26 protein-coding genes and 2 pseudogenes are annotated in these 26,355 nt (G+C 41.2%); 13 read left to right on the top strand and 15 right to left on the bottom strand.

The window, feature by feature from the left end; genetic code table 11:
• Positions 1-85 precede the first annotated feature (85 nt).
• The 3 genes from M5E07_RS06850 to M5E07_RS06840 form a co-directional block, all read right to left on the bottom strand.
• A complete protein-coding gene (locus tag M5E07_RS06850; protein ID WP_116759593.1) occupies positions 86-865 on the bottom strand; it encodes a sulfite exporter TauE/SafE family protein in 780 nt (259 codons plus the stop codon).
• Between the two features lie 107 nt (positions 866-972).
• Positions 973-2,628 (bottom strand): bifunctional protein tyrosine phosphatase family protein/NAD(P)/FAD-dependent oxidoreductase, encoded by a 1,656-nt coding sequence (locus M5E07_RS06845; protein ID WP_252223282.1) that lies wholly within the window; start codon positions 2,626-2,628, stop codon positions 973-975.
• Positions 2,629-2,640: 12 nt separating this feature from the next.
• Positions 2,641-3,324 carry an MBL fold metallo-hydrolase gene (locus M5E07_RS06840; protein WP_252223280.1) on the bottom strand — a complete coding sequence of 228 codons (684 nt, stop codon included), beginning with the start codon at positions 3,322-3,324 and terminating at the stop codon, positions 2,641-2,643.
• Between the two features lie 193 nt (positions 3,325-3,517).
• On the opposite strand from M5E07_RS06840, the gene M5E07_RS06835 reads away from it, so the two are divergent.
• Positions 3,518-4,807 carry a sigma-54 interaction domain-containing protein gene (locus tag M5E07_RS06835; RefSeq protein ID WP_252223278.1) on the top strand — a complete coding sequence of 430 codons (1,290 nt, stop codon included), beginning with the start codon at positions 3,518-3,520 and terminating at the stop codon, positions 4,805-4,807.
• 94 nt (positions 4,808-4,901) lie between these two features.
• Here the strand turns inward: M5E07_RS06835 and M5E07_RS06830 are convergent, their stop codons facing one another.
• On the bottom strand, positions 4,902-5,555 hold the full coding sequence (locus M5E07_RS06830; protein WP_252223276.1) for an NAD(P)H-dependent oxidoreductase: 654 nt from the start codon (positions 5,553-5,555) through the stop codon (positions 4,902-4,904).
• A gap of 122 nt (positions 5,556-5,677) precedes the next feature.
• Between M5E07_RS06830 and M5E07_RS06825 the strand changes: the two genes are divergently transcribed.
• The 4 genes from M5E07_RS06825 (at position 5,678) to antC (ending at position 9,400) form a co-directional block, all read left to right on the top strand.
• Positions 5,678-6,286 (top strand): TetR/AcrR family transcriptional regulator, encoded by a 609-nt coding sequence (locus M5E07_RS06825; RefSeq protein WP_252223274.1) that lies wholly within the window; start codon positions 5,678-5,680, stop codon positions 6,284-6,286.
• Between the two features lie 161 nt (positions 6,287-6,447).
• Positions 6,448-7,863 (top strand): anthranilate 1,2-dioxygenase large subunit, encoded by a 1,416-nt coding sequence (gene antA, locus M5E07_RS06820; protein ID WP_116759605.1) that lies wholly within the window; start codon positions 6,448-6,450, stop codon positions 7,861-7,863.
• A gap of 2 nt (positions 7,864-7,865) precedes the next feature.
• Entirely contained in the window at positions 7,866-8,357 is a 492-nt protein-coding gene (gene antB, locus M5E07_RS06815; RefSeq protein WP_116759607.1) for an anthranilate 1,2-dioxygenase small subunit, read from the top strand.
• A gap of 5 nt (positions 8,358-8,362) precedes the next feature.
• Positions 8,363-9,400, top strand: a complete 1,038-nt coding sequence (gene antC, locus M5E07_RS06810) for an anthranilate 1,2-dioxygenase electron transfer component AntC (protein WP_171304938.1) — start codon at positions 8,363-8,365, stop codon at positions 9,398-9,400.
• A 188-nt stretch (positions 9,401-9,588) separates the two neighbouring features.
• On the opposite strand, the gene M5E07_RS06805 is transcribed toward antC, so the two are convergent.
• The 10 genes and pseudogenes from M5E07_RS06805 to M5E07_RS16390 all read right to left on the bottom strand — a co-directional run.
• Positions 9,589-10,542, bottom strand: coding sequence for a p-hydroxyphenylacetate 3-hydroxylase reductase component (locus M5E07_RS06805; RefSeq protein WP_252223272.1), 954 nt, complete (start codon positions 10,540-10,542; stop codon positions 9,589-9,591).
• A gap of 37 nt (positions 10,543-10,579) precedes the next feature.
• Positions 10,580-11,533, bottom strand: a complete 954-nt coding sequence (locus tag M5E07_RS06800; protein ID WP_252223270.1) for a PDR/VanB family oxidoreductase — start codon at positions 11,531-11,533, stop codon at positions 10,580-10,582.
• A gap of 36 nt (positions 11,534-11,569) precedes the next feature.
• Positions 11,570-12,307, bottom strand: coding sequence for an SDR family NAD(P)-dependent oxidoreductase (locus M5E07_RS06795; RefSeq protein WP_252223268.1), 738 nt, complete (start codon positions 12,305-12,307; stop codon positions 11,570-11,572).
• 10 nt (positions 12,308-12,317) lie between these two features.
• Positions 12,318-12,803 carry an aromatic-ring-hydroxylating dioxygenase subunit beta gene (locus tag M5E07_RS06790; protein ID WP_252223266.1) on the bottom strand — a complete coding sequence of 162 codons (486 nt, stop codon included), beginning with the start codon at positions 12,801-12,803 and terminating at the stop codon, positions 12,318-12,320.
• Positions 12,804-12,813: 10 nt separating this feature from the next.
• Positions 12,814-14,091 (bottom strand): aromatic ring-hydroxylating oxygenase subunit alpha, encoded by a 1,278-nt coding sequence (locus M5E07_RS06785; RefSeq protein ID WP_252223264.1) that lies wholly within the window; start codon positions 14,089-14,091, stop codon positions 12,814-12,816.
• Positions 14,092-14,119: 28 nt separating this feature from the next.
• Positions 14,120-14,647, bottom strand: coding sequence for a nuclear transport factor 2 family protein (locus M5E07_RS06780; RefSeq protein WP_252223256.1), 528 nt, complete (start codon positions 14,645-14,647; stop codon positions 14,120-14,122).
• Positions 14,648-14,657: 10 nt separating this feature from the next.
• Positions 14,658-15,017, bottom strand: coding sequence for a hypothetical protein (locus tag M5E07_RS06775; protein ID WP_016166452.1), 360 nt, complete (start codon positions 15,015-15,017; stop codon positions 14,658-14,660).
• Between the two features lie 27 nt (positions 15,018-15,044).
• Positions 15,045-16,193, bottom strand: coding sequence for an acyl-CoA dehydrogenase family protein (locus M5E07_RS06770; protein WP_252223728.1), 1,149 nt, complete (start codon positions 16,191-16,193; stop codon positions 15,045-15,047).
• Between the two features lie 45 nt (positions 16,194-16,238).
• Positions 16,239-16,679: pseudogene (locus M5E07_RS16395) on the bottom strand (amidase family protein); the annotation flags it as partial.
• A 77-nt stretch (positions 16,680-16,756) separates the two neighbouring features.
• Positions 16,757-17,342: pseudogene (locus M5E07_RS16390) on the bottom strand (amidase family protein); the annotation flags it as partial.
• A gap of 148 nt (positions 17,343-17,490) precedes the next feature.
• Between M5E07_RS16390 and M5E07_RS06760 the strand changes: the two are divergent.
• The 3 genes from M5E07_RS06760 (at position 17,491) to M5E07_RS06750 (ending at position 21,089) form a co-directional block, all read left to right on the top strand.
• Positions 17,491-17,958: a MarR family winged helix-turn-helix transcriptional regulator gene (locus M5E07_RS06760; protein ID WP_252223252.1), complete on the top strand. Its 468-nt coding sequence runs from the start codon at positions 17,491-17,493 to the stop codon at positions 17,956-17,958.
• 394 nt (positions 17,959-18,352) lie between these two features.
• The gene (locus tag M5E07_RS06755) at positions 18,353-19,705 is read left to right on the top strand and encodes a spinster family MFS transporter (protein ID WP_252223250.1); all 1,353 of its coding nucleotides are present in this window, start codon (positions 18,353-18,355) and stop codon (positions 19,703-19,705) included.
• A gap of 115 nt (positions 19,706-19,820) precedes the next feature.
• Complete coding sequence (locus tag M5E07_RS06750) at positions 19,821-21,089, top strand: OprD family outer membrane porin (RefSeq protein WP_252223248.1); 1,269 nt, start codon at positions 19,821-19,823, stop codon at positions 21,087-21,089.
• A gap of 74 nt (positions 21,090-21,163) precedes the next feature.
• On the opposite strand, the gene M5E07_RS06745 is transcribed toward M5E07_RS06750, so the two are convergent.
• A complete protein-coding gene (locus M5E07_RS06745) occupies positions 21,164-22,075 on the bottom strand; it encodes a LysR family transcriptional regulator (protein ID WP_252223246.1) in 912 nt (303 codons plus the stop codon).
• Between the two features lie 100 nt (positions 22,076-22,175).
• Between M5E07_RS06745 and M5E07_RS06740 the strand changes: the two genes are divergently transcribed.
• The 5 genes from M5E07_RS06740 to M5E07_RS06720 all read left to right on the top strand — a co-directional run bounded on the left by M5E07_RS06740 (position 22,176) and on the right by M5E07_RS06720 (position 26,139).
• Complete coding sequence (locus M5E07_RS06740; RefSeq protein ID WP_252223244.1) at positions 22,176-23,339, top strand: muconate/chloromuconate family cycloisomerase; 1,164 nt, start codon at positions 22,176-22,178, stop codon at positions 23,337-23,339.
• Positions 23,299-23,589, top strand: a complete 291-nt coding sequence (gene catC / locus M5E07_RS06735) for a muconolactone Delta-isomerase (protein ID WP_116759635.1) — start codon at positions 23,299-23,301, stop codon at positions 23,587-23,589. Before M5E07_RS06740 ends, catC begins: the two co-directional genes overlap by 41 nt.
• A 122-nt stretch (positions 23,590-23,711) precedes the next feature.
• The gene (gene catA / locus M5E07_RS06730) at positions 23,712-24,632 is read left to right on the top strand and encodes a catechol 1,2-dioxygenase (protein ID WP_116759637.1); all 921 of its coding nucleotides are present in this window, start codon (positions 23,712-23,714) and stop codon (positions 24,630-24,632) included.
• Between the two features lie 159 nt (positions 24,633-24,791).
• On the top strand, positions 24,792-25,472 hold the full coding sequence (locus M5E07_RS06725) for a 3-oxoacid CoA-transferase subunit A (protein ID WP_252223242.1): 681 nt from the start codon (positions 24,792-24,794) through the stop codon (positions 25,470-25,472).
• A gap of 13 nt (positions 25,473-25,485) precedes the next feature.
• Positions 25,486-26,139 carry a 3-oxoacid CoA-transferase subunit B gene (locus M5E07_RS06720; protein ID WP_252218593.1) on the top strand — a complete coding sequence of 218 codons (654 nt, stop codon included), beginning with the start codon at positions 25,486-25,488 and terminating at the stop codon, positions 26,137-26,139.
• The last annotated feature ends 216 nt before the right edge of the window (positions 26,140-26,355 follow it).

Raw genomic sequence — 26,355 nt, 5'->3', positions numbered from 1 at the left:
GCACAGGATGATGATTCGTCCTGTGCTGTTTTAAGTTGCATCTTCAGATTTGGCTTAGCTGGCTTAATTCAATATAGACTCTTAATCAAACCAAAGCTTTCACCAACATTGAAATCGCCACCACAATCACGGTAATGGCAAAAATCTTTTGAATGACGCTGGATGGCACAAGGTTCGTTGCTTTACGCCCCAATAACATACCCACAATACAGGCAATTACAAAGGTTGCTGAAATACTGATGGGATACTGAAAACCATCCAAGACATGGATTGAAATACTCACACCACCGATCAAGAAAATAATCATCAGTGAAGTTGCCACAATACTGTTCATGTCTAAATCTGTGGCTTTACGCAATGCAGGTACAATCACGAAGCCACCACCGACACCTAGTAGTCCAGTCAATAATCCTGCAACCACACCAATGAAACCCAACACGGAAGCCGTTTTGAAATTCCAGATGAGTCGTCCAGTCGATTTATTCACTTTACAAGGTGGATTTTCCATATCATTGACTTTATTAAAAAAGACTCGATAAGCCACCACCAACATCACTAGGCTAAAAGCAATGCTCAGCCATACTGGAGAAATGATATTAGAAAGCTGTACACCATAACGTGCTGAAGGAATACTAATCAGTGCAATCCAAATCGCAGCGCGATAACGCACGATTTTTTTGAAGAAACCCTGAATTGTTCCCACAAAAGCCGACAAGGTAACAGCCAATAAGCCGACTGGGGCTGCCTGAGCCACACTCCATCCCTGACTCGCCATCAGTGCAGGAACTGCGAGTATTCCTCCGCCAGCACCCGTCATGCCAAGCAAACATCCTATTGCCAAGCCTTCTAAAACTAACAACCACATGGTTCTAGACCTCTTTACCTCAAGGGGGACTCTTTTTTAAATAAAAGAGTCCCTAACCCATCTGTAAAATGACAGATAGGGACTTGTTTTTTAAGGAGTTAAAATAATTACCGTTTAGGTTTAACCATCCATTCATGCCCTTTGAGCATGCCATCCCAATACATCGGTGGAAGAATCTGCTCTTTTAATAGCCATGCCAGTCGTGTTGGTTGTTCACCATTAAGCAGCCATTTTGGAAAGCTTGGGAGTAACTTGCCACCATAACCAAACTCAGCCAGTACAATTTTTCCACGCTCTACGGTAAGTGGACATGAACCATAACCATCGTATTGGGCAAAGTTGGCACCGCCTTGTAAATACTCCAGTACATTCACAGCCACAATCGGTGCTTGCTTACGTGCTGCGGCGGCTGTTTTGGCATTTGGTGCATTCATGACATCACCCAAAGCAAAAATATGCGGATATTGGGTATGCTGTAAGGTATGTTGATCGACACTGACCCAACCTGCCTGATCAACCAAATTACTTGCCCGAATAAAGTCTGGAGCTTGCTGTGGCGGCACCACATGAATCATGTCAAAATCGGTTTCAACAATACTGCTGTTTTCACCATTCAGTTGCTTAAACCAAGCACGTTTTTGCGGACCATCGACCTTGATTAATTGATGGTTAAAATGCAAATTTGCGTCATAACGTTTGACGTATTCCATCAAGGCAGGCACATAGGCGGGCACGCCAAATAACGCTGCACCTGTATTGTAAAAATCAATCTGGATATCTTTAAGTACGCCCTGCTTTTGCCAATAATCCGCAGATAAATACATGGCTTTCTGCGGCGCACCTGCACACTTAATTGGCATAGGCGGTTGAGTGAAAATCGCCTTACCGCGTTGCATTTCTCGGACTAACTGCCAAGTATAAGGTGCTAAGTCATAACGATAGTTAGAAGTCACACCATTCTTACCCAGCGTTTCGACCAAACCCTCAATACCATGCCAATTCAGTTTTAACCCTGGGCAAACCACCAAAGCTTCATAATTCAGTGGCTTACATCCTTCCAGTAACACTTGTTTATTGTCTGGATCAAAAGCTGCAACAGCCGCTTTAATCCATTGCACTTGTTTCGGAATTAAGCTTGCCATGGTCCGCACAGTTTTTTCAGGCTTAAAAATGCCGCCGCCCACCATGGTCCAACCCGGTTGGTAGTAGTGAACTTCCGCGGGATCAATAATCGCAATATCTAAATTCGGCTGACGTGAAAGTAAGCTCGATGCTACAGAAATACCCGCAGCACCACCCCCTACAATCACCACACTAAACTTTGGAATATGCTCTTGTGCATGCGTCGATTGCTTTAAAATACGGGGTACTACACCTTGTAAGTCATAGCCTAAAGTTTTTGCTGTCAGTAACATTTTCTCTAAGGTCTGATCTGCCACTTGAGACAATGCCCAAAGCGTAATAGACCGTGTTCCCGATCGGCAATATGCCAATAATGGCTTTTGTGCCTGCATATAAAGTTGCTTAAACTCTTCGGACTGCTCATCGGTCACCTTACCGCTGACCACAGGCAAATACTGAATTTGAATCCCATACGGTTGCAAGGCCTGTTCAATTTCAGCCACATTCGGTTGATCAGCACCTTCACCATCTGGACGATTACAAAAGATGGTTTTAATACCACGTGCTACGATCAATTCAATATCTTGTACAGTAATTTGATCGGCAACCCAGAATTCGGCATTGACTTGTTTTAATTGCATCTTCACTCTCCTTTACTGACCACATGCTTTATTGGCAGGTAATGCGATATCAATTTTTTTCGGATATGGAAGATTTAAATTGTTCATAATTTCAACAAATTCAGCTTTGTTTCGCGCTGTACCTAAACGCGAATTGTGCAAACGCTCATGTCCGACTGTCGAAGCTAAACGGCCTTTATAATCATGACCCGGGTAAACAATAGTCTCGTCTGGCAAAGTAAAGATTTGAGTATGAATGCTGTCATACAAGGTTTCGGCATTCCCTTCCTGAAAGTCAGTACGTCCACAACCATCAATCAATAAAGCGTCACCAGTAAATACCATACCTTCTGCAACATAACTGGTACATGCGTTGGTGTGTCCTGGGGTATAACGAGCTTCAATATTTATTTCACCTATCCGAATCGCACTACGATCAGTAATAAAAATGTCGCCACAACTCACACCTGAATTACGATGCAATACGGTTTTACAGCCAAACTTTTCACGTAATAGATTGGCAGCGGTAACATGATCCGCATGAACATGCGTATCCAAACTATAGACCAGTGTTAAGTTATGCATTTCTAAATACTGGGTATAGACGTCTATTTCAGAAGCAACTGGGTCAATCAATACTGCTTCATGTGTCTGCTCTGAAGCCAAGAGATAAGTATAAGTTGAACTTTCTACTTCAAAAAATTGATGAAAGATCATGTTGTAACACCTGAATAAATACGTTTCTTTATTCTTAAATTGCAAACTCAGTGCCAACTTTTAGCTTTTTTAATTATATTGATAAAAAACAATATATTAAAGTTTAAATTATAAATTTACTCTTCCATACGGTTTCATCTTTGTTTCATTTTATGTTTCAATAAGAAACAAATGAAACAGATAGTGAAACATCATGCTAACACTTAGTTTTACCTTACAAACTCAGCTAGAATTATTTTTAGAACAATTACAAAGTCTTATTGATGAAAGTTTGATCTTGATTCAAGAACAGCAGAGCCAAAACTTTATTTATGAATATGGTACATCCGAGTTCAATAAAAAAATCATCACGACATTCAAACATTTAATTCAAAATACAGAACTGCAAACGGGGCTGATTCATCTGCCTGAAACCTCTGCACAATATTTATTGACCCGAAAAAAACTCGATGTACTTGATCAACAGTTTGTAGGCGAAATTTTTGTATTACAGCCTGTTTCTTTAAATACGGTAAAACCAAAGCCTGTAACAGCATTATCTCTACAACAGACTTTTCATAGCCGCTCAAGTTCTATGCAGCATATGTTCTCCATTATTGAACGAGTTGCAATTACCGAATTTCCTGTGCTGGTTCGGGGGGAATCAGGCAGTGGTAAAGAACTCGTGGCACAAGCCATTCATGAACATAGCCAAAGAAGAAAACATCCGTTCATTGCCATCAACTGTGCTGCGCTCAATGCCAGCCTGTTAGAAAGTGAATTATTTGGACATGTTAAAGGGGCTTTTACTGGCGCAATCCGTGAACATAAAGGTGTCTTTGAACGTGCGGCAGGTGGCACATTATTTCTGGATGAAATTGCAGAAATTCCACTGGAACTACAAGCCAAATTATTACGGGTACTGGAAACAGGAGAATTCACGCCTTTAGGTGGTGAAAAATCGTTGAAGTCCAATGTCCGAATTATTGCGGCGACTCATCGTGCGCTACGTGAAGAAGTAAAATCTGGTCGTTTCCGTCAAGACTTGCTCTACCGTTTAAGGGTCATCCCGATTTTCGTACCGCCACTGCGTGAACGTAAAGAAGATATCCCCCTAATTGCTGAGTTTCTGCTGAATGAGCATCGGACTTCCGCACATGCCCCTGTCCTTTCAGAGGATGCCCTGCAAACTTTAATGAAGTATGACTGGCCGGGGAATGTCCGCGAACTCAAGAATACGTTGTTATATGCACTGGCAATGGCGAATGGTCGTTCCGAAATAGGTATTTCTGATTTACCTGATGAAATCATTCACGTATTGCAGGATTCTGTATCTGAGCCTGAAACATATGAACAAGCTGTGCAAATCAGTTCCACAAAACTGGATGCCTATACCTTGCAACAAACCCTAAAGAAATATCAATATGACTTGGGATTAACAGCACAAGCATTAGGAATTAGCCGAACCAGTTTATGGCGTTACCGCAAGAAATTTGGAATATAATCCTTATTCCATGCGGGTTTGGGTCGTGAGTAAAAATAGCATCGGATCTGCATTTTGCATGGATAAGATGCTTTTCTCCCCTTTTTTAATGCCATCAATTGCTAAAATAAAGCCGAAGCCGTTGCACCATTCCTTGATCTGATTTTTTCATCAAGTTGGCATAATCACGTTGAGCCAGTTCTTTCATTAATCCCAGCCAGATTTGACGTTGCGCTAAACTAGAACCCCGTACAGAGCCTACATAATGTGTTTTTACCGACCCTACACCACAAAATTTTAATGTCGTATCTTTAAGTTGTCGTGTGCTCGGTTCGCCAAAATACCATTTATAAGTCCAACCTGCTTGGTCTAAGGTGGTAATAATTCTGGCCGTTTTGCGTTTTAAATGCCCCCGAATACGGTTGCTGTTTTCAAAATAGCTAAAGGCTTTGCCCGGAAGAAATAAACGATCAATAAACCCTTTAGCTACAGCAGGTAAACCGCCCCACCACACTGGAAAAATCCAGACCAAATGATCCGCACTCATTATTTTAGACCATGCTGCTTGTAAATCGGGTTCAAGCTCCATTCTTTGCTCATAGCCATATTTCAGATTTGGATTAAAATGTAATTTGCCAATTTCAATCACTTCAACCTGCAAGTCAGATGGTACAGCTTCAATATAGGCTTGCGTTAAAGCTTGATTAAAACTGGTCGATGATGGATGAGCATTGATGACCACTATTTTTCTTTTCAACTGCTTACTCATATTTTTCTCTAGGTTTAAACAGATTTACCACTTTAGATATCACTTGATATCTGAAATAGACCTAGCCAAAATAACGCTTAAAGTTTAAGATATCAAGTGATATTTGAAATTTAAATTAACCTATGAAACCCACAAAAATTTCTCGTGATGAAAAACAAATTCAAACTAGAAATCAGTTAATTGAAGCAGGATTTCACCTTATTTCTGAACAAGGCTATAGTGCGGTATCTATTCGGAATCTTTCAAAAAAGGCAGGCTATACTCAAGGTGCTTTTTACTCAAATTTTGAGCACAAAGAAGATTTTTTACTGACCTTAATGAAAATTCAATTTGAACAAGAAAATCTGCAATTACAGAAAATTATTACTCAAACACATTTGACGCAGTCTGATTTAATGGCCGCACTCGAACAGTGGTTAATCGAATTTTTCCAAAATGATGAATGGCTGAAAATTTCAATTGAATTGCAATTATATGCGGCACGTGACGAAATATTTTCCAATGAATATCAGCAAGTTTGGCAGAATCATCAGGCACAAGTTTCTGAAGTTTTACAACAACTCATTCCAAATTTTTCTGCGGCAGAGTCAGCTCAGCATGAATACAAGCTTCTAGAAATTATCTCTTTGAGTTATGGCTTAGCACTTCAATATATGATTTTTAAAGATGATGTGCATAAATATGTAAATATTATGATGCAGCAACTCACCCAAATAATGCCAGCACGTTAAAGCTGACTCTTTCAATACCTATCCCCTAATCAAATCCCGCATCTAAACGCTTTAAAATAAAAGCAGCACAGACTGGATAAACATCTGGAAAAAGTGGATAGAGACAAGTGCTTAATCACGTTTCAATCAAGCTAAAGCTGATTGACTAAAGGATTGAGCACATGACCTCATCAAATTTACAACAATGGAATGACTTGGTGGATGGATGCATCGATTTCCGCCCTCAAGATGGTGTGTTTCGCGTCGCAAGAGATATGTTTACCCAGCCAGAACTGTTCGATCTGGAAATGGAATTCATTTTTGAAAAAGTCTGGATTTATGCCTGCCATGAAAGTGAAATTCCCAACAAACACGACTTTTTGACCGTTCAAATTGGTCGCCAACCCATTATTGTCAGCCGAGATGGCAACGGTGAGTTACATGCCATGGTCAATGCCTGCGAACACCGCGGTGCAACACTGACCCGTGTTGCAAAAGGCAATCAATCAACTTTTACCTGTCCCTTCCATGCATGGTGCTATAAATCTGATGGTCGTTTGGTCAAAGTCAAAGCACCAAGTGAATATTGTGAAGATTTTGATAAATCAAGCCGAGGACTGAAACAAGGACGCATTGCGAGCTATCGAGGTTTTGTGTTTGTTAGCCTAGACACGCAAGCCACAGATACCTTGGAAGACTTTTTGGGCGATGCCAAAATTTTCCTTGATTTAATGGTGGATCAATCCCCAACGGGAGAACTTGAAGTTCTGCAAGGCAAATCAGCCTATACCTTTGCAGGGAACTGGAAACTGCAAAATGAAAATGGCTTAGATGGCTATCATGTAAGTACTGTGCATTATAACTACGTTTCTACAGTGCAACATCGTCAGCAAGTAAATGCTACCAAAGGGGCTGAACTGGATACGCTCGATTACAGCAAATTAGGCGCAGGTGATGCTGAAACCGATGATGGTTGGTTTAGCTTCAAAAATGGACATAGTGTTTTATTCAGTGATATGCCAAATCCAACGGTACGTCCTGGGTATGAAACCGTTATGCCTTATATGGTCGAGAAATACGGTCAAAAATATGCTGAATGGGCAATGCATCGTTTAAGAAACTTGAACCTATACCCTAGCTTATTCTTTATGGATCAAATCAGCTCACAATTACGAATTGTTCGTCCAGTGGCTTGGAACAAAACCGAAGTCATCAGCCAATGTATCGGTGTGAAAGGTGAATCAGTTGAAGCGCGTCGTAATCGTATTCGTCAATTTGAAGATTTCTTTAATGTTTCAGGTTTAGGCACCCCTGATGACTTGGTCGAATTCCGTGAACAGCAAAAAGGGTTTCAAGCCCGACTAGAACGTTGGAGTGATATTTCACGTGGTTATCAAGCTTGGGAATATGGTCCAAGCAAAAACTCAATTGATTTGGGCATTGAACCTGTAATTACAGGGCGTGAATTTACCCATGAAGGTCTCTATGTCAATCAACACGGTCATTGGCAACGCCTAATGCTCGATGGCTTCAAGAAAAAGTCATTAAAAATGTTCGACATCACTTTTCAAAATCAAAACGTAGCGGATGAGGTGTAACCATGTCACAACAACTACAATTTGCAGTTTCTCAATTTTTGTATAAAAAATCAGAACTTTGCGATAAATATGACTGGGACGCCTATCTTGATCTTTATGATGAGGACAGTGAATATCATATTCCACAGTGGATTGATGACCACAATTATGTGCAAGATCCGAATCAAGGCTTGTCCTATATTTACTATGCCGATCGTTCAGGTTTAGAAGACCGTGTATTTCGCATTCGTACAGGTAAAGCGGCATCGGCGAGCCCTTTACCTCGGACCTTTCACAGCATTAACAATGTGCAGGTACAAACTCGTGAAGATGGTTTGGTTGAAGCCAAAGTGGCTTGGCATACCCTATATAACCGCCAAGGTTTGGAAGGTTCCTTCTATGGTCATGCGACTTATCTCCTCCGCCAAACAGAGCAAAGCTTCAAGATTCGTCGTCAGCACAGCATTTTGCTGAATGACAAAATTGATTCTGTTTTAGACTTCTACCACGTTTAAGGAGCATAGAAATGGGACATTCAGTTGCTTTAAATTTTGCCGATGGTAAAACCTTTTTCATCTCTGTGAACCAAGACGAATTGCTGCTTGATGCAGCAGTTCGACAAGGGATTAATTTACCACTCGATTGCCGTGAAGGTGTTTGTGGAACTTGCCAAGGCAAATGTGAAACGGGTATCTATGCGCAAGACTATGTCGATGAAGATGCCTTAAGTGAACGTGACTTGGCAGAACGAAAAATGTTGGCTTGCCAAACTCGGGTAAAGTCTGATGCCGCGTTTTATTTTGATCATAATTCAAGCATCTGTAATGCGGGTGAAACTTTAAAAATCGCAACAACAGTCACTGCCGTTGAATTGGTTTCAGAGACTACCGCCATTTTACATTTGGATGCCAGTAGCTTTAGCTCTCAACTACAATTTTTAGCTGGGCAATATGCACGTTTGCAAATTCCAGATACCGATGACTGGCGCTCTTACTCCTTTGCCAATCGCCCAAATGCCACAAACCAATTACAATTTTTGATTCGCCTATTACCCGATGGCGTAATGAGCAATTACTTACGCGAACGTTGTCAAATAGGTCAGACGCTACTGATTGAAGCACCTTTAGGCAGCTTCTATTTGCGTGAAGTAGAACGCCCATTGGTCTTTATTGCAGGTGGTACAGGATTATCCGCATTTTTAGGTATGCTCGACAATTTGGTTGAACAACCCAATACCCCACCGATTCAACTTTATTATGGGGTGAATTCAGAGTCAGATTTATGTGAGCAACAGCGTTTACATCACTATACTGAGCAATTTTCAAACTTTAGTTATCACCCAATTGTGACCAAAGCATCAGATGAGTGGCAAGGCAAAGCGGGTTATATTCATGAACATTTGAACAAAGCACAACTGGCTGAACAAGCATTCGATATGTATTTATGTGGTCCGCCACCAATGATTGAAGCGGTTAAAAGTTGGCTCGATGAACAATCCTTACAAGATTATCGTTTGTATAGTGAAAAGTTCTTACAAAGTAATACTGCACGAACCTAATTTTAAAACCGAAATTGCCTATCCTTCATGGTAATTTCTAGTGAATAACGCAAAAAGAGCCAAGATTATCCTTGGCTCTTTTTTGTCACATCGAAATACATCTCTGATAAACATATATTCGGGCTTAAGCATCAATATTCAGATCAAATAAAACTGATAAATCCGAAGATTTATCAGTGCATTCCGACTTAAGCCACACCAGCAAAGTCACGCAACATGCTAATGAATGCTTCTTTTTCCTGTTGTGGATATTTTTCAAATACTCCATTTTGATGGCTATCTGCGATTTCAAACAAATATTGTGCTGTTTGTTTGCCCTTTTCTGTCAATTGATACAAGTTCTCGTGGTCTGAAAGTAGCCCTTCACGTTTTAAAATTTCCGCTGCGCGTTCTACTTCTTGCATCGGCATAGCAATATCCCGTGGTAAATCTTCCTTGCTCGAAGCAGTTCCACTGGCAAGCACCAACAGCAATCGAGATTCACTGGTACGAAAACCCGAAGCCAATTGCTTCGGAATATAATCCGTTTGATAGGCTTTAAAGGCGCGGCTCATTAAATAACAAACATTGTTATATAAATGCCCTTGTTGTGGAATTTCAGAAAGTGTTGGTTCACTGTGTTTTAGCTTTAAACTTGGATGTGGCATCACACATGAATATGCGCCTTGGTGATAGACCAAAGGACTGCGCCCTTGATCATGAAATTTCACCACTTTACCAATCATAATCCAGTGATCGCCCCCTTCAATCACTTGATGACGTTCACACTCAAAGATTGCAGAACAGTTTTCTAATAATAAGCTCGCACCTTCACCTTCCTCATAATTGGTTCCTTCAAACTTATCAATATTGCGACGTGAAAACTTGTTGGACAGTTCAATTTGCGAACCTGACAAAATATTGACAGCAAAATGTGTTGCTTGCTCAAACACAGCAAAACTAGATGATTTTTTATCAATACTCCATAGAATCAACGGTGGATCAAGTGACACTGAGTTAAAACTATTGGCAGTTACCCCGACTTTTTCACCCTGTTCATTTTGCGCTGTGACAATGGTCACACCCGTTGCAAAATTGCCTAATGCGCGTCGGAATTGCAAAGGATCTATGCTTAACGGTTGTACTTTTTGTATTACATTCATCTTTTTCTCCTTAATTTCCATATCACAAGGAAAAGGCTTAAATATCTAAAACTAAACGGGATGATTTGGAACGAGAGCAGCAGACCAAAATTTGTTCATTACTGGCTTTTTCTTCATCGGTAAAATACACATCGCGATGGTCGGGTTCACCTTCAATCACATCGCACATACAGGTGCCACAAACCCCTTGCTCACAAGACATTTCAATATTGATGCCTTGTTTGGCTAATGCCTGCAAAATGGTTTCTCCTGCATCTACCAAAATAATTTTTCCACTCCGTTCAGCGACCACTTCAAATGCATCGCCCGAAGTATCGGTTTCAACTTGGAAATATTCTTTATGAATCTGAGCTTGGGGAAAGTTATGTGTCGTAGCGAGATTGATCACCCAGTCCATAAAACCCACTGGGCCACAGGTATAAATATGACTTGTTAAATCAATATGCTGAATTGCAGCTTCAAAAAACTGGCGATGGCTCGCTCCTTCAGATTTAAAGTGGAACGTGGTAAATGGTGCCAATTCGCCATTTTTAATTTCATTGACAAAGGCACAACGGTCTTCGCTCGCACCGCAATAATGCAGCTCGAAAGATGCACCCTCATGCACTAATTGATAGGCCATGGTGATGAGTGGTGTAATGCCAATGCCTCCACCGATCAACACCGTATGTTTCGCTGGGTACAATGGAAATAAGTTTTTGGGTGCACTCACCTGAATGTGCATTCCATCTTTTAAATCATCAAAAGCTGAAATTGAACCACCACGTGATTCTGCATCTCTTAAAATGCCTAATCTGAACTTGCCAGCCTGATTAGGATTTTGACAAAGCGAGTATTGACGAACCAGACCATTCGGTAAGTGCACATCAATATGGGCACCTGCTTCAATTTTAGGTAATACTTCGGCATTAGCAGACTCAAATTCCATGACTGCAATATTGCCACCTTCTACATGGCGGTTTTTTACGACGACATCATAAAGTGTAGTCATTTTTGTTTTCTCCTTTTCACTTGCTTGGCACAAGGCTTAGCGCATGAATAAACCACCATTAATATCCCAAGTTGCGCCTGTGACGAACCCAGCATTTGGACTTGCCAACAACGCGCAGGTTTCAGCAATAAACGACATACTGCCTAATGCTTTAACAGGAATATTCTGGATAAACTGTTCCATTTTTTCGTCTGACACCACGCTATGCACAATGGCTGATTCCATTGGGCCGGGAGCAACGGCATTTACTGTCACACCTTTTGCCGCAAACTCTTTAGCAAAGATTTTGGTTAAGGTCACAATGGCACCTTTGCTCGCTGCATAATGTGCGCCTGTTGCCGTACCACCATTTTGCCCGGCTAAAGATGCCATATTAATAATGCGCCCATAGCCTTTTTGCGCCATGTACTGACCAATAATTTGGCAAGACTGGAATGTACCGCGCTGATTAACTTGGGTAATCCAGTCAAAATCAGCAGCCGTAATCTCCAAAACTGGGGTTGCCTTAGTGACCGTCGCGTTATTGATCAACACATCAAGTTTTGCAAATTTTTGTTCGATCCACTGCACCACGGCATGAAAGTCCGTTTCAACTGAAATATCCAGTTTCACTGGAAACATTTGCTCGGGAAACTGACTTTCTGCTTTGGCTTTTTCCGCCTTTTCCAAAGTACTGGCAGATAAAATTACCTGATGACCTTGGCTGGCAAAATATTCCGCAATGACATTGCCCAAACCTGAAGCAGCGCCTGTCACTAATACAACCTGTTGCATGCCGATGCTCCTATAGAATGTAGCTAATACCTGCCAAGGTATCGGTAGAATTAATTAAATTAATGATTTTACGATTAATTTTAAAACCCGCTTCGGCATCACGGTTTAAATGGTAAGTCACATCTGCGGTGTAGTGTTTGAGGTTCTCTTTACGGAATTCACGTAAGTTTTGCGCACAACGTAAAACAATTTCACCTTCTTCATCTTTTAAAATCCGAACACGTGAAATGCTCCGAACCGTATTTGCCTTGGGTGAAGTTGAAATTGCTTCGCCATTTTCTAAACGCTGAACACGTAATTTACGCATGTGATGATCGTCATAAGCATAATTCAGGTTGTTTTCATAATCGCTAAGTGTCGGATCAATTGGAATGATATACACCCCTTTTTCATTCCAAAGATTTAACCATGCTGCATGTTCAGCATGGTCCAACATATCGGCTTCTGCCCAAATAAACGCTGTGACTTCATTGAGTAAATTTAAATCAATTTTCATGTTCTTCCCCTTAAGCCGTCATCAACTTTTTCCACTGTTGATAGGCAGAGCGCATCCCTGTTTCAGCACTCACATCACTTTTCAAACCATCTTCAGTTTGTACTTCGCCCGCTAAACCACGGTTCAACATAATCCAGAGGTTTTCGCCTGCGGCGGCTCCTTTTTGCACACGCTCCCATGCTTCAGCATCATCGGGCGTACCAAAACCAAATGGGCCTTGGAAATGCTCATGCAAACGCAGGCGATATTGATTCGCAATTTGTGGGCCACCATCCATCGTAATCACGGAATGATGAATTTCTGTTTTATCGACGGAAATCGGTTGCATGACGCGGAAAAACGCCATTGAACAGGCGATGTTCGGGAACAGGTTTAAGTTAAAACCAGAACCGCCCACAGCACGTACAATACGACGCACTTCCAGTTCTGCATGACCTTCATCACGCAATGCTTGCGCTAAATCTTCAAAGCGTTCCTGAATTGGACGTTCCATTAATTCTTCGTCTAAATCGACCAATTCAGGAATCATCACCATCACGCTGTGACCATTGCCTAAGTCTTCAACAAAACCGGGTTGATTTTCAAAGTTAAATAATTCTTCCGTTTTTTCATCGACTGAACTTAAGAAAGACTTGTGTACCAATGGAAAATGATAAGCATCGGTGGTGTTTTCAAGCTGGATTTTCCAGTTCCCCGGGAAGGTAAAACGATGTTCACCTAAAACTTTCACTGGATAACCTGCACCTTGTTTCATGAACAAATCAATCCACTTTTTCGCAGGTCCAAGAAATTGTTCTAAAGGCTCAACCTCATGATTAAATGACGCGAAAATCATGCCGTTATATTCTTCAACACGCAGGCTGACCAATGGCAATTCAGATTTATCTAAACATTCACCATAACTTTCTGGGGAAGGAACGCCGCGCAGTGTGCCATCTAAGGCATAACTCCAACCGTGGTATGGACAAACAAAGCTATTGGTTTTGCCTTTTTTATGTTCACAGACTGTCGCAGCACGATGGCGACAACGATTCAGTAATACATGCACTTTTTTCTTGCGGTCACGTACCACCACGACAGGTTGTTTGCCAATATTGATGGTTTTATAGCTACCGCCTTCTGGGATTTCACTGGCATGTGCTACCCAAACCCATGTGCTGTAGAAAATCTTCTGCATTTCCTCATTAAAGATACGCTCATCTTTGTATAAAGACGTATGTGCACGGTCGCTTTGCACCAGTGCTTCATAATCCACACCAATATTCAGTGTTGAGATAATTCCATTCATTTCATTAATCCTTTGATAAATTGGTAATTTAATTCTGGGTCGGGACAGGTAATTCAGCGTCACTCTGCCAATTTGTCACTGGTCGGCTAAAAATATTCTGGGTTTGAAAATGCTTGATTTTCCAACTGCCGTCCGTTTGTTGCGCAAATTTCACCTTCAGCTTGGCGCTATTCAAATGACTGCGTCCATCGCGGAAAGTGGAGGTTTGCAACATCAGCCAAGTCGCCGTGGCATACTGTTGCTGTACTTCAATTTGCTCCGAACTGACAAAGTGAGCATTCATGACAAAGTGAGATTCTGTTTGGGTATAACTTTTGAACATGTTGTAAATGGCTTGCCAAGAATCATATCGCCCAAAAGATTTGGTGTACTTTTCCCCAATGCCTTCCCAAATACACTCCGCATCAAAAAGCCCCATCAGCTCATCTAAATTGGTCTTCGGATTCAACTCATCACAAATTTCCATATAACGATTGAGACAGTTACGGATGGCGTTATGTGCTTCCAACTGTTCTAAACGTGAGAGAATTTTTGCCAAATTCACCTTGTCATCCATGTCCTGTACCTTAACGTTGAATAATTAATTCACGTCCAACACGTGCTTCGACTTTGCAGTATTTCCATAGTTTGTAAGGACCTTCGCCTACAACCGTGGTTCTGAACAAATTACACGCCGCATGTACAGTTTCAATGTCAGGCACATCTGCCAATAAATAGGTCGTCCATGGCCAGCCTGTACTAGGGCCAACCATACTTTGGTCATCATCGAGATTGCCAAAAACATGTACGCCCGGTAGGTCATGAATTGCGTTCCACATCTCACCAAATGCAGCCCAAACCGCTTTTGCTTCGGCAGGTTCTGCATCAAAAAAATTCTGATTAATGCCCATACAGAACAACACACGTAAAGTTTTTTTAGCGTCCATTTTGATTTCCTTGTCTCAAGTTTAAATTTATAAATATCCTGGGCTTGGCTTTAAGCCAAAACGAATTGAACCTGCATTTTGTAATGTGGCATCCCCCATAAAGGCGTGTTGAGTGACTACATTGGTGTCATTCACAAAACGACTAAATGGATTGTTGGTATAAATGGCGGTCATGCCTGCTAACATTTGCATTTTGCGCGTGACTTTGGCGCAAACTCGAGCAGCATGAGTACAGGCTAAACGCATATCACTAATCTGTTGTGTGGTTGCTACACGCCCTGCAACGACTTCGTGCCAAACGCTATCCATGGTTTGATAGAACCATGCTTTGGCTGCCTGAAATTCTGCATCTGCTTGAGCAAATTCATATTGCGTCACAGGACGATTCGCAATTTCTGCACCACCTGTAATTGATGCTTTGCCTGGCGCTAAAATTTGAAATTCTTCTAAAGCGGCTGCCGCTACACCAATACCGACAACGGTTAAAACTTGGGTCGCTAAAGAAAGTGACGGATATTTAAAAAAGGGTTCTGGTAGTTTGGAAGGTTCACCCCGTACAAATGTCCAGTGCTTTTCGACCAGTACATCTTCCACAACCAAATCGTGACTGCCTGTGCCTTTTAAACCCACTGTGTCCCATGTCATTTCAATTTTGGCTTTATAGGCAGGCATCACTGCCATACGCGGTAGGCCCTGCATTTCATTATTTTTTAAAGGTGAAATCCCCACACCAATAATGTCTGCACCCATGCAGCCACTAGAAAACTTCCAACGTCCACTGACTCGAACGCCTTCATCGGTAATTTCCGCAGGCTGAGGTGGGAAAATTCCCCCAGCAAAAACCACATCTGGGCCATCTTTATAGAGTTCTTCAAGTGTTGCTTCTGGCAGACTGCCTAAATAAGCGGGGCTCATCCCAAAACTTGCCACCCAACCTACCGAACCATCCGCCTTAGACAAGGTTTCAATCAGTTCACAAAACTCACGCGGTGAAACAGCATCACCACCAAAGCGTTTTGGCACAAGCGCGCGATAAACTCCCAATTGCTTGAGTTTTTCAATCATGTCCTGACTAACAAAGGCTTGATTATCGAACTCACCTGTACAGGCTCTTGCTCGAATTTCTTGACATAAAGCGTCAAGATCGACGGCTTTTTCTGGTGTTACAAACTCCATTTTAGATAATTCATTCATTATCTAACTCCTTGTAATATATTTATTTTATTGCGAAAGATATTTTGCAATCGCGCATAATTTTTCGTCTTGCTGATGCCCAGCAACCAACTGTAAACCTACAGGGAAGCCATCTTCTGTCTGTAATGGAATTGAAATAGCAGGATGTCCAGACAAATTAAATGGACGAACCAAACGGGTTAAATTTAGGAATGCGACTGTATTTTCGGCATCTTTTACTTTTGGTGGAATTTGCGGCAATGTTGGTAAAACCAAAGCATCGTATTGATTTAATAACGTATTTAATGCTTGGGTAAATTGTAATTTGACCTGTTCTGCCTGTTTCACCTGCTCTAGGCTAGTATCCGCTGCTTTTAATAAGCGTTGCTTTACATCGGCACCAATTAAACCGGTCTGAGTTAATTCACCATAAGCCTGCCAATTTTCATAATTGATCATCTGCATGCCTGCATCATAAGCGGCATCAAACGAGTCGATGGTTTCACGCGATAAATCAAGCTGATGCTGTGCAAAGAATTGCTTAATACAACGGCATACCTCATCACTCGCAGCTACATTTAAATAAGCCAACTTGGGTGGCTGTTGCAGCTTTGCAGCAGGCTGAAAACTTGGCTCAATAATCTGCATGGCAACTTCAAGCATTTCGACTGAATTTGCAAAAGGCCCGACACAATCTAAACTGCTTGCTGCTGGATGCACTCCTTGACGACTGACACGCCCAAAAGTCGGTTTTAAACCATAAACTCCACAGCATGCAGCGGGCATACGAATAGAACCACCTGTATCGGTTCCTAAAGAGAAATCTGCCAGTTTTGCCGCCACTGCCGCAGCCGACCCACTTGAAGATCCGCCTGGAATCAATTCAGGGTATTTAGGATTAACAGGTGTTCCAAAAGCATGATTAATGCCTGTAATCCCAAACGCCAATTCATGTAAATTGGTTTTGGCTGTGATTTGACAATTGGCTTTCAAAATATTGTCGACCACTTCTGCATTGTGTTCCGCAGGTTGGGTATTTAAGTAAGCTTTACTGCCTGCAACTGTTTTAAAGCCTTGAATATCAATCGTATCTTTAATCATGACTTTGAGTTCGCCATGTCCTCGCGAAAGTGATTGTGCAATAATATTCATTCACTTTTCCATGTATTTTTATAACTTAATATAAATATGAGAAATTTAAATATAATTGTCAAGTAATTTTTACAAGAGTCATTTAAGGCAAGCTGCAAAATTTTGTTTATAATAGATTTCTCAATTTTAACTAAGTCCTTGCTTAGCCATGCTGAACCATTTAGAACAATTTTTACCTAACAATGAACCAGAAAGTCTTAAAAATTTCCCCTTTTTCTGGATTTCTCAAGTCAATGGGAAATATTCACAACTAATTGAAAAATCAATAAAAAAATTAGGAATCGACAATACGCGTCGTAAAATTATTCTGAGTACCAATGCTTTAGGTGAAGCCAGTATTACCGACATTGCCAATCTTTCTACACTCAAACTCACTACCGCAACCAAAGCGGTGTATCGCTTAGTGGAAGATGGCATTGTTGAAGTTTTTTCTTCCGCGACAGATGAACGTATTTCTATGGTAAAGCTAACAGATAAAGGCTTAAGCCTTGTCGAACAGATTAACCAAATCAGTGCCGTTACTTTAGCAGGCATTCTGAATGCCTTTTCTGAAGATGAACTTCGTTATCTGAACCAACAACTAAAAAAATTATTTGAATTGATGCCCTCTAGCTAAGTCTTGCTTTTCAATTGTATTCAGCAGTTGATGAGTGAAGACTCATCTGCTGCACTCTTCTCTCCTGCAAACTCCTATCTAAAATTCTAAGAATAAACCTTTGATCTAAAATTATTTTTTAGCTTAGCCGAGTAAATAGAATACCCATAGGGTATTTTTAAATACTCAAAAAGTAATGGAATTTTACATATAAAAAGAAAATAATCCTGCAATGATCAACTTCTCAATCGCCGAACGGCTGACTGAATTCTAATTATTTTTCCTAAAAATATTATTGATCAAATACAAAAGTTAAGCCTCTGAATCTAATCCGCACTAAATCTATGCGTTTAGCGCAAGCAAACTTTATTCAGAACTTTCAAACCGAGCAAGCTAAATACAAAAGGACAAATCAATGGATCATGTAGATGTCTACGTAGAAAAAGCAGAGCATAAAAAAACCCATCTGTATTCATGGTATGTGGTCATACTCTGTATGTTGGCCTATATCTTCTCTTTTATTGACAGACAAATCTTGGCGCTCATGATTGAGCCAATTAAAGCTGATTTACATTTAACAGATACTCAATTTAGTTTATTACATGGCCTCGCCTTTTCCTTGTTTTATGCCTTTATGGGCTTACCCTTAGCCTATATTGCTGACCGTTTTTCTCGTCCCAAACTCATCTCTATTGGCATTATTATCTGGAGTCTTGCAACAGCAGCCTGCGGCATGAGTAAAAACTTTCTTCAGTTATTTTTATGCCGTATGGGCGTGGGTATTGGTGAAGCAGCGTTGTCTCCAGCAGCTTACTCCATGTTTAGTGACATGTTTAGCAAAGACAAATTAGGACGTGCTGTAGGAATTTACTCTATTGGCGCATTCTTAGGCGGTGGTATCGCATTTCTCGTAGGTGGATATGTCATTAAACTGCTTAAAGGTGCAACCTTAATTCAAGTTCCCTTATTAGGCGCCATGAAAGCTTGGCAAGTTGCCTTTCTGGTGGTGGGTTTACCCGGTATTTTCATTGGTCTGCTGTTCATTTTGACCGTACGAGACCCTGAACGTAAAGGTCAGCGCTTGAATACCTATGGCCATGTCGAAAAAGGTGAGTTTAAGCAATGTTTACAATTTATCCGTAAACATGGCAAAACCATTACTTGTCATTATTTAGGTTTCACCTTTTATGCTATGGCTTTATATAGTTTAACCAGTTGGACGCCTGCTTTTTACATTCGCAACTTTTCGCTTTCACCGACTGAAACTGGCTATATGCTCGGTTCCATTATGTTAGTTGCCAATACCTTAGGTGTTTTTTGTGCTGGCTGGCTCAATGACTGGTTCATTAAAAAAGGCAGACAAAATGCACCAATGCTCACAGGTGTGATTGGTATTATTGGATTAATTCTCCCGATCTCTCTTTTCACCCAAGTGCAGAATTTACACATTTCGGTAGCGTTACTTATTCCTGCCATGTTCTTTGCCTCCTTCCCTTTGGTGATTTCTGCAACCGCTTTACAAATGTTAGCCCCTAATCAATTTCGTGCCCGTCTGTCTGCCATTTTCTTATTGGTCAGTAACTTGATTGGTTTAGGTATTGGCACCACTTTAGTTGCAATTTTGACTGACAAATACTTTGGCAACCCAATCATGGTGGGGTCTTCATTGTCAATTATTGGCGGAGCATCATGTGTGTTTGCTTTCATTCTCTTGCTTAAAGGCTGCAAATTTTTCAACGACAGTATGCAACGCGAAAAATTACATTAATTGCCATTTTAATCTCTGCATTCTGATGTCTTTCCCAAAATAGTGGTTTGGGTAGACATCGTCAAAATATCAATAAGTTAATGCCCGATATCAGCATTCAACCTTTGGAAATAATATGCAACGCTCACCGCATTTCAAACAACAAAAACTCGCCCTAGCCACATTACTCATATTCAATGGATTTTCAATAACAGCTATTCACGCAACTGAATCTACAGCAGCATCAGCAGATGAATGGAAATTTACCCTGAGAAATGCGTATATTGACCGTGATTTTGATAACGCTGGTGTCAAAGATACGGGCAGTTGGTCGCAAGCAGCCTCTTTATTCTATAAATCTGAAATGCTGGATACGCCCTTAAATATTGCCGATCAACCCATCACAATTGGTGCTAATGCTTCTGTGCAATATGCCGTGCGTTTAAGTTCAGATAAGCACGTTTCCGATTCCATTCTTCCTTTTGATAAATCCAAACAATCACAAGCATCAGATTTTTTAAAATATGGCGCAACTTTAAAACTCGGTTATGGTAATTCCTTATTAAGAACGGGTGAACTCTGGTTGGATCTGCCTGTGACTTCGGTGGATACCAGTCGCCAGTTATTAACCTCTTATTGGGGAACCAATCTACGCTCGCAAATTACCGTTCAATTCCAAACTGAAATTGGTCGCATCGAAAAAGTCTCGCCACGGAATGAAGAAGAGTTTCGTAAATTTTCCTACACCTCTAAAGGTGTCACACACTATTCAGATGGGTTGAACTATATTGACCTGCGTTATCAAATTACCCCAACGTTAAAGGGTGAATATTATTTTGGCAATCTGGAAAATTTATATAACACGCACTATGCAAGTTTAGATCACACATGGAAACAAGCCAATTTTTCACTTAATTCAAAACTGAAATATTTTAATTCCAAAGATCATGAGAATACGGTCACTATTGATGCGCAAAACATCGGTCTGCTGGAAACATTGAAAGTGAATAATCATTCTTTTGGCTTAGGCTATCAGCAAATTATTGGCGATTCTGCCTATCCATTATTAGATGGTTATTTACCTGAAACCTATTTCATTAACTGGAATGTTACAGGCTTTGCCAAACAAGATGAAAAATCATATCACTTGATTTATAGCTATGATTTTAAGGACTTTGTACCAGGGCTAAGCACTGCGGTGAAATGGGTCTATGGTCATGATTTCAAATCATCCACAAGGGAAAATAATCAAGAAACCGAAGCCAATTATGTACTGAATTACGCTTTTCAACAGCCTTATCTCAAAGGACTCGGCTTTCAATATATTCACATTGATTATAATGTGAAATATGGTAATGACTTTGTTGAAGACCGTATTTTCATGAATTATATGAAAAAATTTTAAAGCTATACTTTTTTGCCTAGATGCCTCATACAGGATGAGGCATCTTTTTTGTAGAATGTGTCAACGGCATCCGATCAATTTAAGTTTTTAGAAATGTTCTCAGTCCGATAGATTTCTTCAATACACTCTAAAATTTTTGGAATATACGCACTTTGGTCCATGTTGCGCATCGACAACGAGATTGGACTATAGGCTTCTAAATCTAAAATATTCAGATATTCCACATTCTTCATGCCAATGTCGCAAGCACTTTCTGGAATTAAACAAATCCCCTCGCCTGAGGCCACCAAACCCAAAGCCATATGAATTTCACGGACTTCCGTCCACTTGGTTGGAATAAGCCCCAGTTGGGTAAACATGGCTTGTATAGTGGTTGAAAAGTTCGGTTTAGGGGTATTGGGATAGGAAAAAATAGTTTCATTCACAATTTGCGATAAATACACGCCAGTTTCCTGATAGGTATTTAAAGGATGCTTTTTAAAAATCGCCAGTTTTAATTTTTCTTTGCGTAGCAACAGTCTTTTAATTGCAGGGTCACTGATCGGCAACCGACCAAAACCAATGTCGATTTTACCTAGTTTTAATGCTTCGACCTGATCCTTGGTGCTACATTCAATCAACTCGACTTGAATATCTGGATTTTTTTGACGGAATAAATAAATAATTTGTGGCAATAAACCATACAACAAGGAACTCACATACCCAATTTTTACACTGGTATTGACTGCGTTGATTTTCTTGATCATGGTCGTGGCTTGCGCCGCATGCGTTAAAATCTGCACCGCATGTTGATAAAAATATAAGCCAGCCTCCGTCGCTTTTAAGGGTCGAGAACCTTTTTCAAAAAGATCGATCCCCAATTCTTCTTCTAATTTTTTGATTTGGCGAGTTAATGGTGGCTGAGCAATAAACAGCTTTTCCGCAGCTTTGGTAATACTTTGCTCTTCAACCACGGTCACAAAATATCGTAAATGTCTTAATTCCATTAACATACCTTTTTAGTATTTTAAAATACCAGTCCATATCTATTTTAGGTCATTACATTCTTCTATGGTATACAAACAAGTTCGAAACAGTTGAAACTTCATGTATAAAAGCATAGAAACCATACTCGTGGATATTCCAACAATCCGCCCGCATCAACTGTCTGTGACAACGATGCGTATTCAAACATTGGTATTAGTAAAAATAACAACTACGGATGGTTTTGTCGGTTGGGGCGAAGCCACCACCATTGGTGGGCTGAATTATGGCGAAGAAAGCCCCGAAAGTGTTAAAGCCAATATTGATACTTACTTTGCACCATTACTGGCTTCAGTGAAAGCGTTAAATGTTGCACAAACCTTAAAACTGATCCGTAAAAATATTAATGGCAATCGCTTTGCCAAGTGCGCCATTCAAACTGCGCTGCTGGATATTCAAGCCAAACGTTTAGGCTTACCCATCAGCGAATTACTCGGTGGACGTTTACGCGAAAGTTTACCTGTACTGTGGACACTGGCTTCGGGTGATACCGAAAAAGATATTGCTGAAGCGAAAACAATGATTGAGCTGAAACGTCATAACACGTTCAAACTCAAAATCGGTGCACGTCCTTTACAGCAAGATGTTGATCATGTGATTGCAATTAAAAAAGCCTTGGGTGCAGACATCAGTGTACGTGTAGACGTAAACCGTGCTTGGTCAGAACTGGAATGTATCCGTGGTATTCAGCAACTTCAAGATGGCGGTATCGACCTCATTGAACAACCGTGTGCTATTCAAAATACGGATGCTTTAGCCCGTCTAACTCAGCGTTTTGACGTTGCCATTATGGCAGATGAAGCCCTTACAGGCCCTGACAGTGCTTATCGTATTGCCAAAAGTCATGGTGCAGATGTATTTGCAGTCAAGATTGAACAATCGGGCGGACTGCTCGAAGCCTGTGAAGTTGCCAAAATTGCGAATCTGGCAGGCATTGATTTGTACGGTGGCACCATGTTGGAAGGTCCTATTGGCAGTATTGCCTCTGCACATGCCTTCTCGACCTTCGAATCTTTAGCCTTTGGGACAGAATTATTTGGTCCATTACTACTGACCGAAGAAATTTTGAAAACACCACTTCGCTATGAAAATTTTGAACTTCATCTGCCTACAAGTGCAGGTTTAGGCATTGAAATTGACGAAGACAAAATTGAACTACTACGACGTAAAGACAAGGAAGCCGTAAATGTTATTTCACGTACGCATGGATGTGCATATTCCGCTTGATATGCCCATTGAAAAAGCCAATGAAATTAAAGCTGTTGAAAAAGCATATTCTCAGGAATTGCAACGCTCTGGAAAATGGCGACACATCTGGCGTGTTACGGGACAGTACTCCAACATTAGTATTTTTGATGTTGCGAGTAATGAAGAGTTGCATAACATTTTACAAGGTTTGCCACTCTATCCATTTATGAAAATTGAAGTCATGCCTTTAAATCGACACCCTTCTTCTATCCGAGAGGATGATTCATAAAAGCTGAATCACCATTAATCTGTATTTTAAACATAACAAGGACTGTGGCATTAGAACCAAGTAGCTAAATCAATAGCCAATAATAATGCCATCCATAATCTACATACTTCAGGAGTTATAGTATGAACCGTCAACAAATTGATGCACTTGTAAAAAAAATGAATGTCGATACCGCACAAGGACCTGTCGATGCACGCATTCAACAAATTATTGTTCGTTTGCTTGGCGATCTATTCCAAGCCATTGAAGATTTAGATATCCAACCCTCTGAAGTTTGGAAAGGCTTGGAATATTTTACCGATGCAGGTCAAGCCAATGAACTTGGTCTTTTAGCTGCTGGCTTAGGTTTGGAACATTATCTCGATTTACGTGCCGATGAAGCAGATGCCAAAGCAGGTGTTACAGGTGGTACACCACGTACCATCGAAGGTCCTTTATATGTGGCAGGTGCACCTGAAACTGTAGGCTTTGCACGCATGGATGATGGCAGTGAATCGGACAAAATTGATACTTTAATTATTGAAGGGATTGTCCGTGATGCAGACGGTCAAATCATTGAAAATGCAAAAGTTGAAGTTTGGCATGCGAACAGCTTAGGCAACTACTCATTCTTTGATAAGTCTCAATCGGACTTTAATTTACGCCGCACCATTTTAACCGATGCACAAGGTCAATATGTGGCTTTAACCACTATGCCTGTCGGTTATGGCTGCCCTCCTGAAGGCACAACGCAAGCCGTACTAAATAAGTTAGGTCGTCACGGTAACCGTCCTTCACATGTGCATTATTTTGTCTCTGCCCCAGGTTTCCGTAAATTAACCACCCAGTTCAATATTGAAGGTGATCAATATTTATGGGATGACTTTGCTTTTGCAACCCGTGATGGTTTAGTCGCAACTGCGGTAGATGTCACTGATCCTGCTGAAATCCAACGTCGTGGTTTAGACAAACCATTTAAGCACATCACATTCAATATTGAATTGGTCAAAGATGCGGCTTCTGCTCCTTCAACTGAAGTTGATCGTCGTCGTGCGGTGGCTTAACGCTTAGAAATAAAATTATGAATGAGCTAAGACAACTCTTAGCTCATTCCATTCAGTTTCCAAATAACGCTACATTTTTTTAATTTCCAACTCCCCTTTTCGACATTTGATATTTGCACGAATGAAGCAGATCCGAAAATCAATGTATGGGTGCTTTACATGATCAATAAATCAACCGCTTCAATTCATGAAGTTTTATCCCAGATACAAGACGGCTCAACCATTATGATCGGTGGTTTTGGTACAGCAGGACAGCCTGCTGAACTGATCGATGGCTTAATTCAACTCGGCATTAAAGACCTTACCATCGTCAGTAACAATGCTGGTAATGGTGACTATGGTCTGGCGAAATTACTCAAAGCCGGTGCCGTGAAAAAAGTCATTTGTTCGTTCCCGCGTCAGTCCGACTCTTGGGTCTTCGATGAACTCTATCGTGCAGGCAAAATCGAATTGGAACTGGTCCCTCAAGGTAACCTCGCTTGCCGTATTCAAGCCGCAGGCATGGGACTCGGGGCAGTCTTTACCCCAACTGGCTACGGCACCTTATTGGCCGAAGGCAAAGAAACCCGCCATATCGACGGTAAAGATTATGTACTGGAATATCCAATCAAAGCCGACTTCGCTTTGATTAAAGCCCAGCAAGGCGACCGTTGGGGCAACTTGGTCTACCGCAAGTCGGCACGTAACTTCGGCCCAATCATGGCCATGGCAGCCAATGTGACCATTGCTCAAGTTTCTGAAGTGGTGGAACTCGGTGCTTTAGACCCTGAACACATCATCACCGCAGGTATTTTTGTTCAACATGTGGTACAGGTTCAACCTGAACCTGTGGCTGTGTAATCAGGAGAACATCATGAGCTATCAAAAACTCAGCCGTAACCAAATTGCAGAACGTGTGGCACAAGATATTCCTGATGGGGCTTATGTCAATCTCGGTATTGGCTTACCGACCAAGATAGCCAGCTATCTGCCTTCAGATAAAGATGTGTTCTTACATTCTGAAAATGGTTTATTGGCTTTTGGTCCACCGCCCGCCGCAGGTGAAGAAGATCCTGAGTTGATCAATGCAGGTAAAGAATATGTGACCATGTTACAAGGCGGAGCCTTTTTCCATCATGGGGACTCGTTTGCCATGATGCGGGGTGGGCATTTGGATATTGCGGTTCTCGGTGCCTTCCAAGTCGCGGCCAATGGGGATTTGGCCAATTGGCATACCGGCGCACCCGATGCAATTCCGGCTGTGGGTGGTGCAATGGACTTAGCCGTCGGTGCTAAGAAGGTCTTTATCACCACCGACCATGTGACCAAACAAGGTGAACCGAAGATCGTGGCTGAATTGAGCTATCCCGCGACAGGTTTGAAATGTGTCGATCGTATTTACACCGATCTGTGTGTGATTGATGTCACCGCAGACGGCTTAAATGTGATTGAGAAAGTCGACGGTCTAAGCTTTGCAGAATTGCAGGCCATGACGGGCGCTCCGTTGGTGGATGCGACACAAGGATAATTAATCCCTCCCGACCTCCCTTTAAAAAGGGAGGAGTTTCCCCCTTTTTAAAGGGGGATTCAAAGTCCAACCGCTCGTTCTTGTTACTTTTTTAAAAAATGAGTGACAACGTCACGCAAGAAAAACTTTGTCATCAACAAAACCTGTTCACTATAGGCATCTATCCAATTGGATTGCAAAAACAATCCTGATCAGGATTTGAGTAGGTTGTTGATG

The organism is Acinetobacter tibetensis, assembly GCF_023824315.1.
Classification (GTDB): domain Bacteria; phylum Pseudomonadota; class Gammaproteobacteria; order Pseudomonadales; family Moraxellaceae; genus Acinetobacter; species Acinetobacter tibetensis.
The sequence above is the reverse complement of the archived record's forward strand: the minus strand, read 5'-3'. Positions and strand labels throughout refer to the sequence as shown.

Coding starts and splice junctions, on each gene's coding strand:
- M5E07_RS06850 (WP_116759593.1), bottom strand. CDS start 865: ATGTGGTTGTTAGTTTTAGAAGGCTTGGCAATAGGATGTTTGCTTGGC.
- M5E07_RS06845 (WP_252223282.1), bottom strand. CDS start 2,628: ATGCAATTAAAACAAGTCAATGCCGAATTCTGGGTTGCCGATCAAATT.
- M5E07_RS06840 (WP_252223280.1), bottom strand. CDS start 3,324: ATGATCTTTCATCAATTTTTTGAAGTAGAAAGTTCAACTTATACTTAT.
- M5E07_RS06835 (WP_252223278.1), top strand. CDS start 3,518: ATGCTAACACTTAGTTTTACCTTACAAACTCAGCTAGAATTATTTTTA.
- M5E07_RS06830 (WP_252223276.1), bottom strand. CDS start 5,555: ATGAGTAAGCAGTTGAAAAGAAAAATAGTGGTCATCAATGCTCATCCA.
- M5E07_RS06825 (WP_252223274.1), top strand. CDS start 5,678: ATGAAACCCACAAAAATTTCTCGTGATGAAAAACAAATTCAAACTAGA.
- antA (WP_116759605.1), top strand. CDS start 6,448: ATGACCTCATCAAATTTACAACAATGGAATGACTTGGTGGATGGATGC.
- antB (WP_116759607.1), top strand. CDS start 7,866: ATGTCACAACAACTACAATTTGCAGTTTCTCAATTTTTGTATAAAAAA.
- M5E07_RS06805 (WP_252223272.1), bottom strand. CDS start 10,542: ATGAATGTAATACAAAAAGTACAACCGTTAAGCATAGATCCTTTGCAA.
- M5E07_RS06800 (WP_252223270.1), bottom strand. CDS start 11,533: ATGACTACACTTTATGATGTCGTCGTAAAAAACCGCCATGTAGAAGGT.
- M5E07_RS06795 (WP_252223268.1), bottom strand. CDS start 12,307: ATGCAACAGGTTGTATTAGTGACAGGCGCTGCTTCAGGTTTGGGCAAT.
- M5E07_RS06790 (WP_252223266.1), bottom strand. CDS start 12,803: ATGAAAATTGATTTAAATTTACTCAATGAAGTCACAGCGTTTATTTGG.
- M5E07_RS06785 (WP_252223264.1), bottom strand. CDS start 14,091: ATGAATGGAATTATCTCAACACTGAATATTGGTGTGGATTATGAAGCA.
- M5E07_RS06780 (WP_252223256.1), bottom strand. CDS start 14,647: ATGGATGACAAGGTGAATTTGGCAAAAATTCTCTCACGTTTAGAACAG.
- M5E07_RS06775 (WP_016166452.1), bottom strand. CDS start 15,017: ATGGACGCTAAAAAAACTTTACGTGTGTTGTTCTGTATGGGCATTAAT.
- M5E07_RS06770 (WP_252223728.1), bottom strand. CDS start 16,193: ATGGAGTTTGTAACACCAGAAAAAGCCGTCGATCTTGACGCTTTATGT.
- M5E07_RS06760 (WP_252223252.1), top strand. CDS start 17,491: ATGCTGAACCATTTAGAACAATTTTTACCTAACAATGAACCAGAAAGT.
- M5E07_RS06755 (WP_252223250.1), top strand. CDS start 18,353: ATGGATCATGTAGATGTCTACGTAGAAAAAGCAGAGCATAAAAAAACC.
- M5E07_RS06750 (WP_252223248.1), top strand. CDS start 19,821: ATGCAACGCTCACCGCATTTCAAACAACAAAAACTCGCCCTAGCCACA.
- M5E07_RS06745 (WP_252223246.1), bottom strand. CDS start 22,075: ATGGAATTAAGACATTTACGATATTTTGTGACCGTGGTTGAAGAGCAA.
- M5E07_RS06740 (WP_252223244.1), top strand. CDS start 22,176: ATGTATAAAAGCATAGAAACCATACTCGTGGATATTCCAACAATCCGC.
- catC (WP_116759635.1), top strand. CDS start 23,299: ATGTTATTTCACGTACGCATGGATGTGCATATTCCGCTTGATATGCCC.
- catA (WP_116759637.1), top strand. CDS start 23,712: ATGAACCGTCAACAAATTGATGCACTTGTAAAAAAAATGAATGTCGAT.
- M5E07_RS06725 (WP_252223242.1), top strand. CDS start 24,792: ATGATCAATAAATCAACCGCTTCAATTCATGAAGTTTTATCCCAGATA.
- M5E07_RS06720 (WP_252218593.1), top strand. CDS start 25,486: ATGAGCTATCAAAAACTCAGCCGTAACCAAATTGCAGAACGTGTGGCA.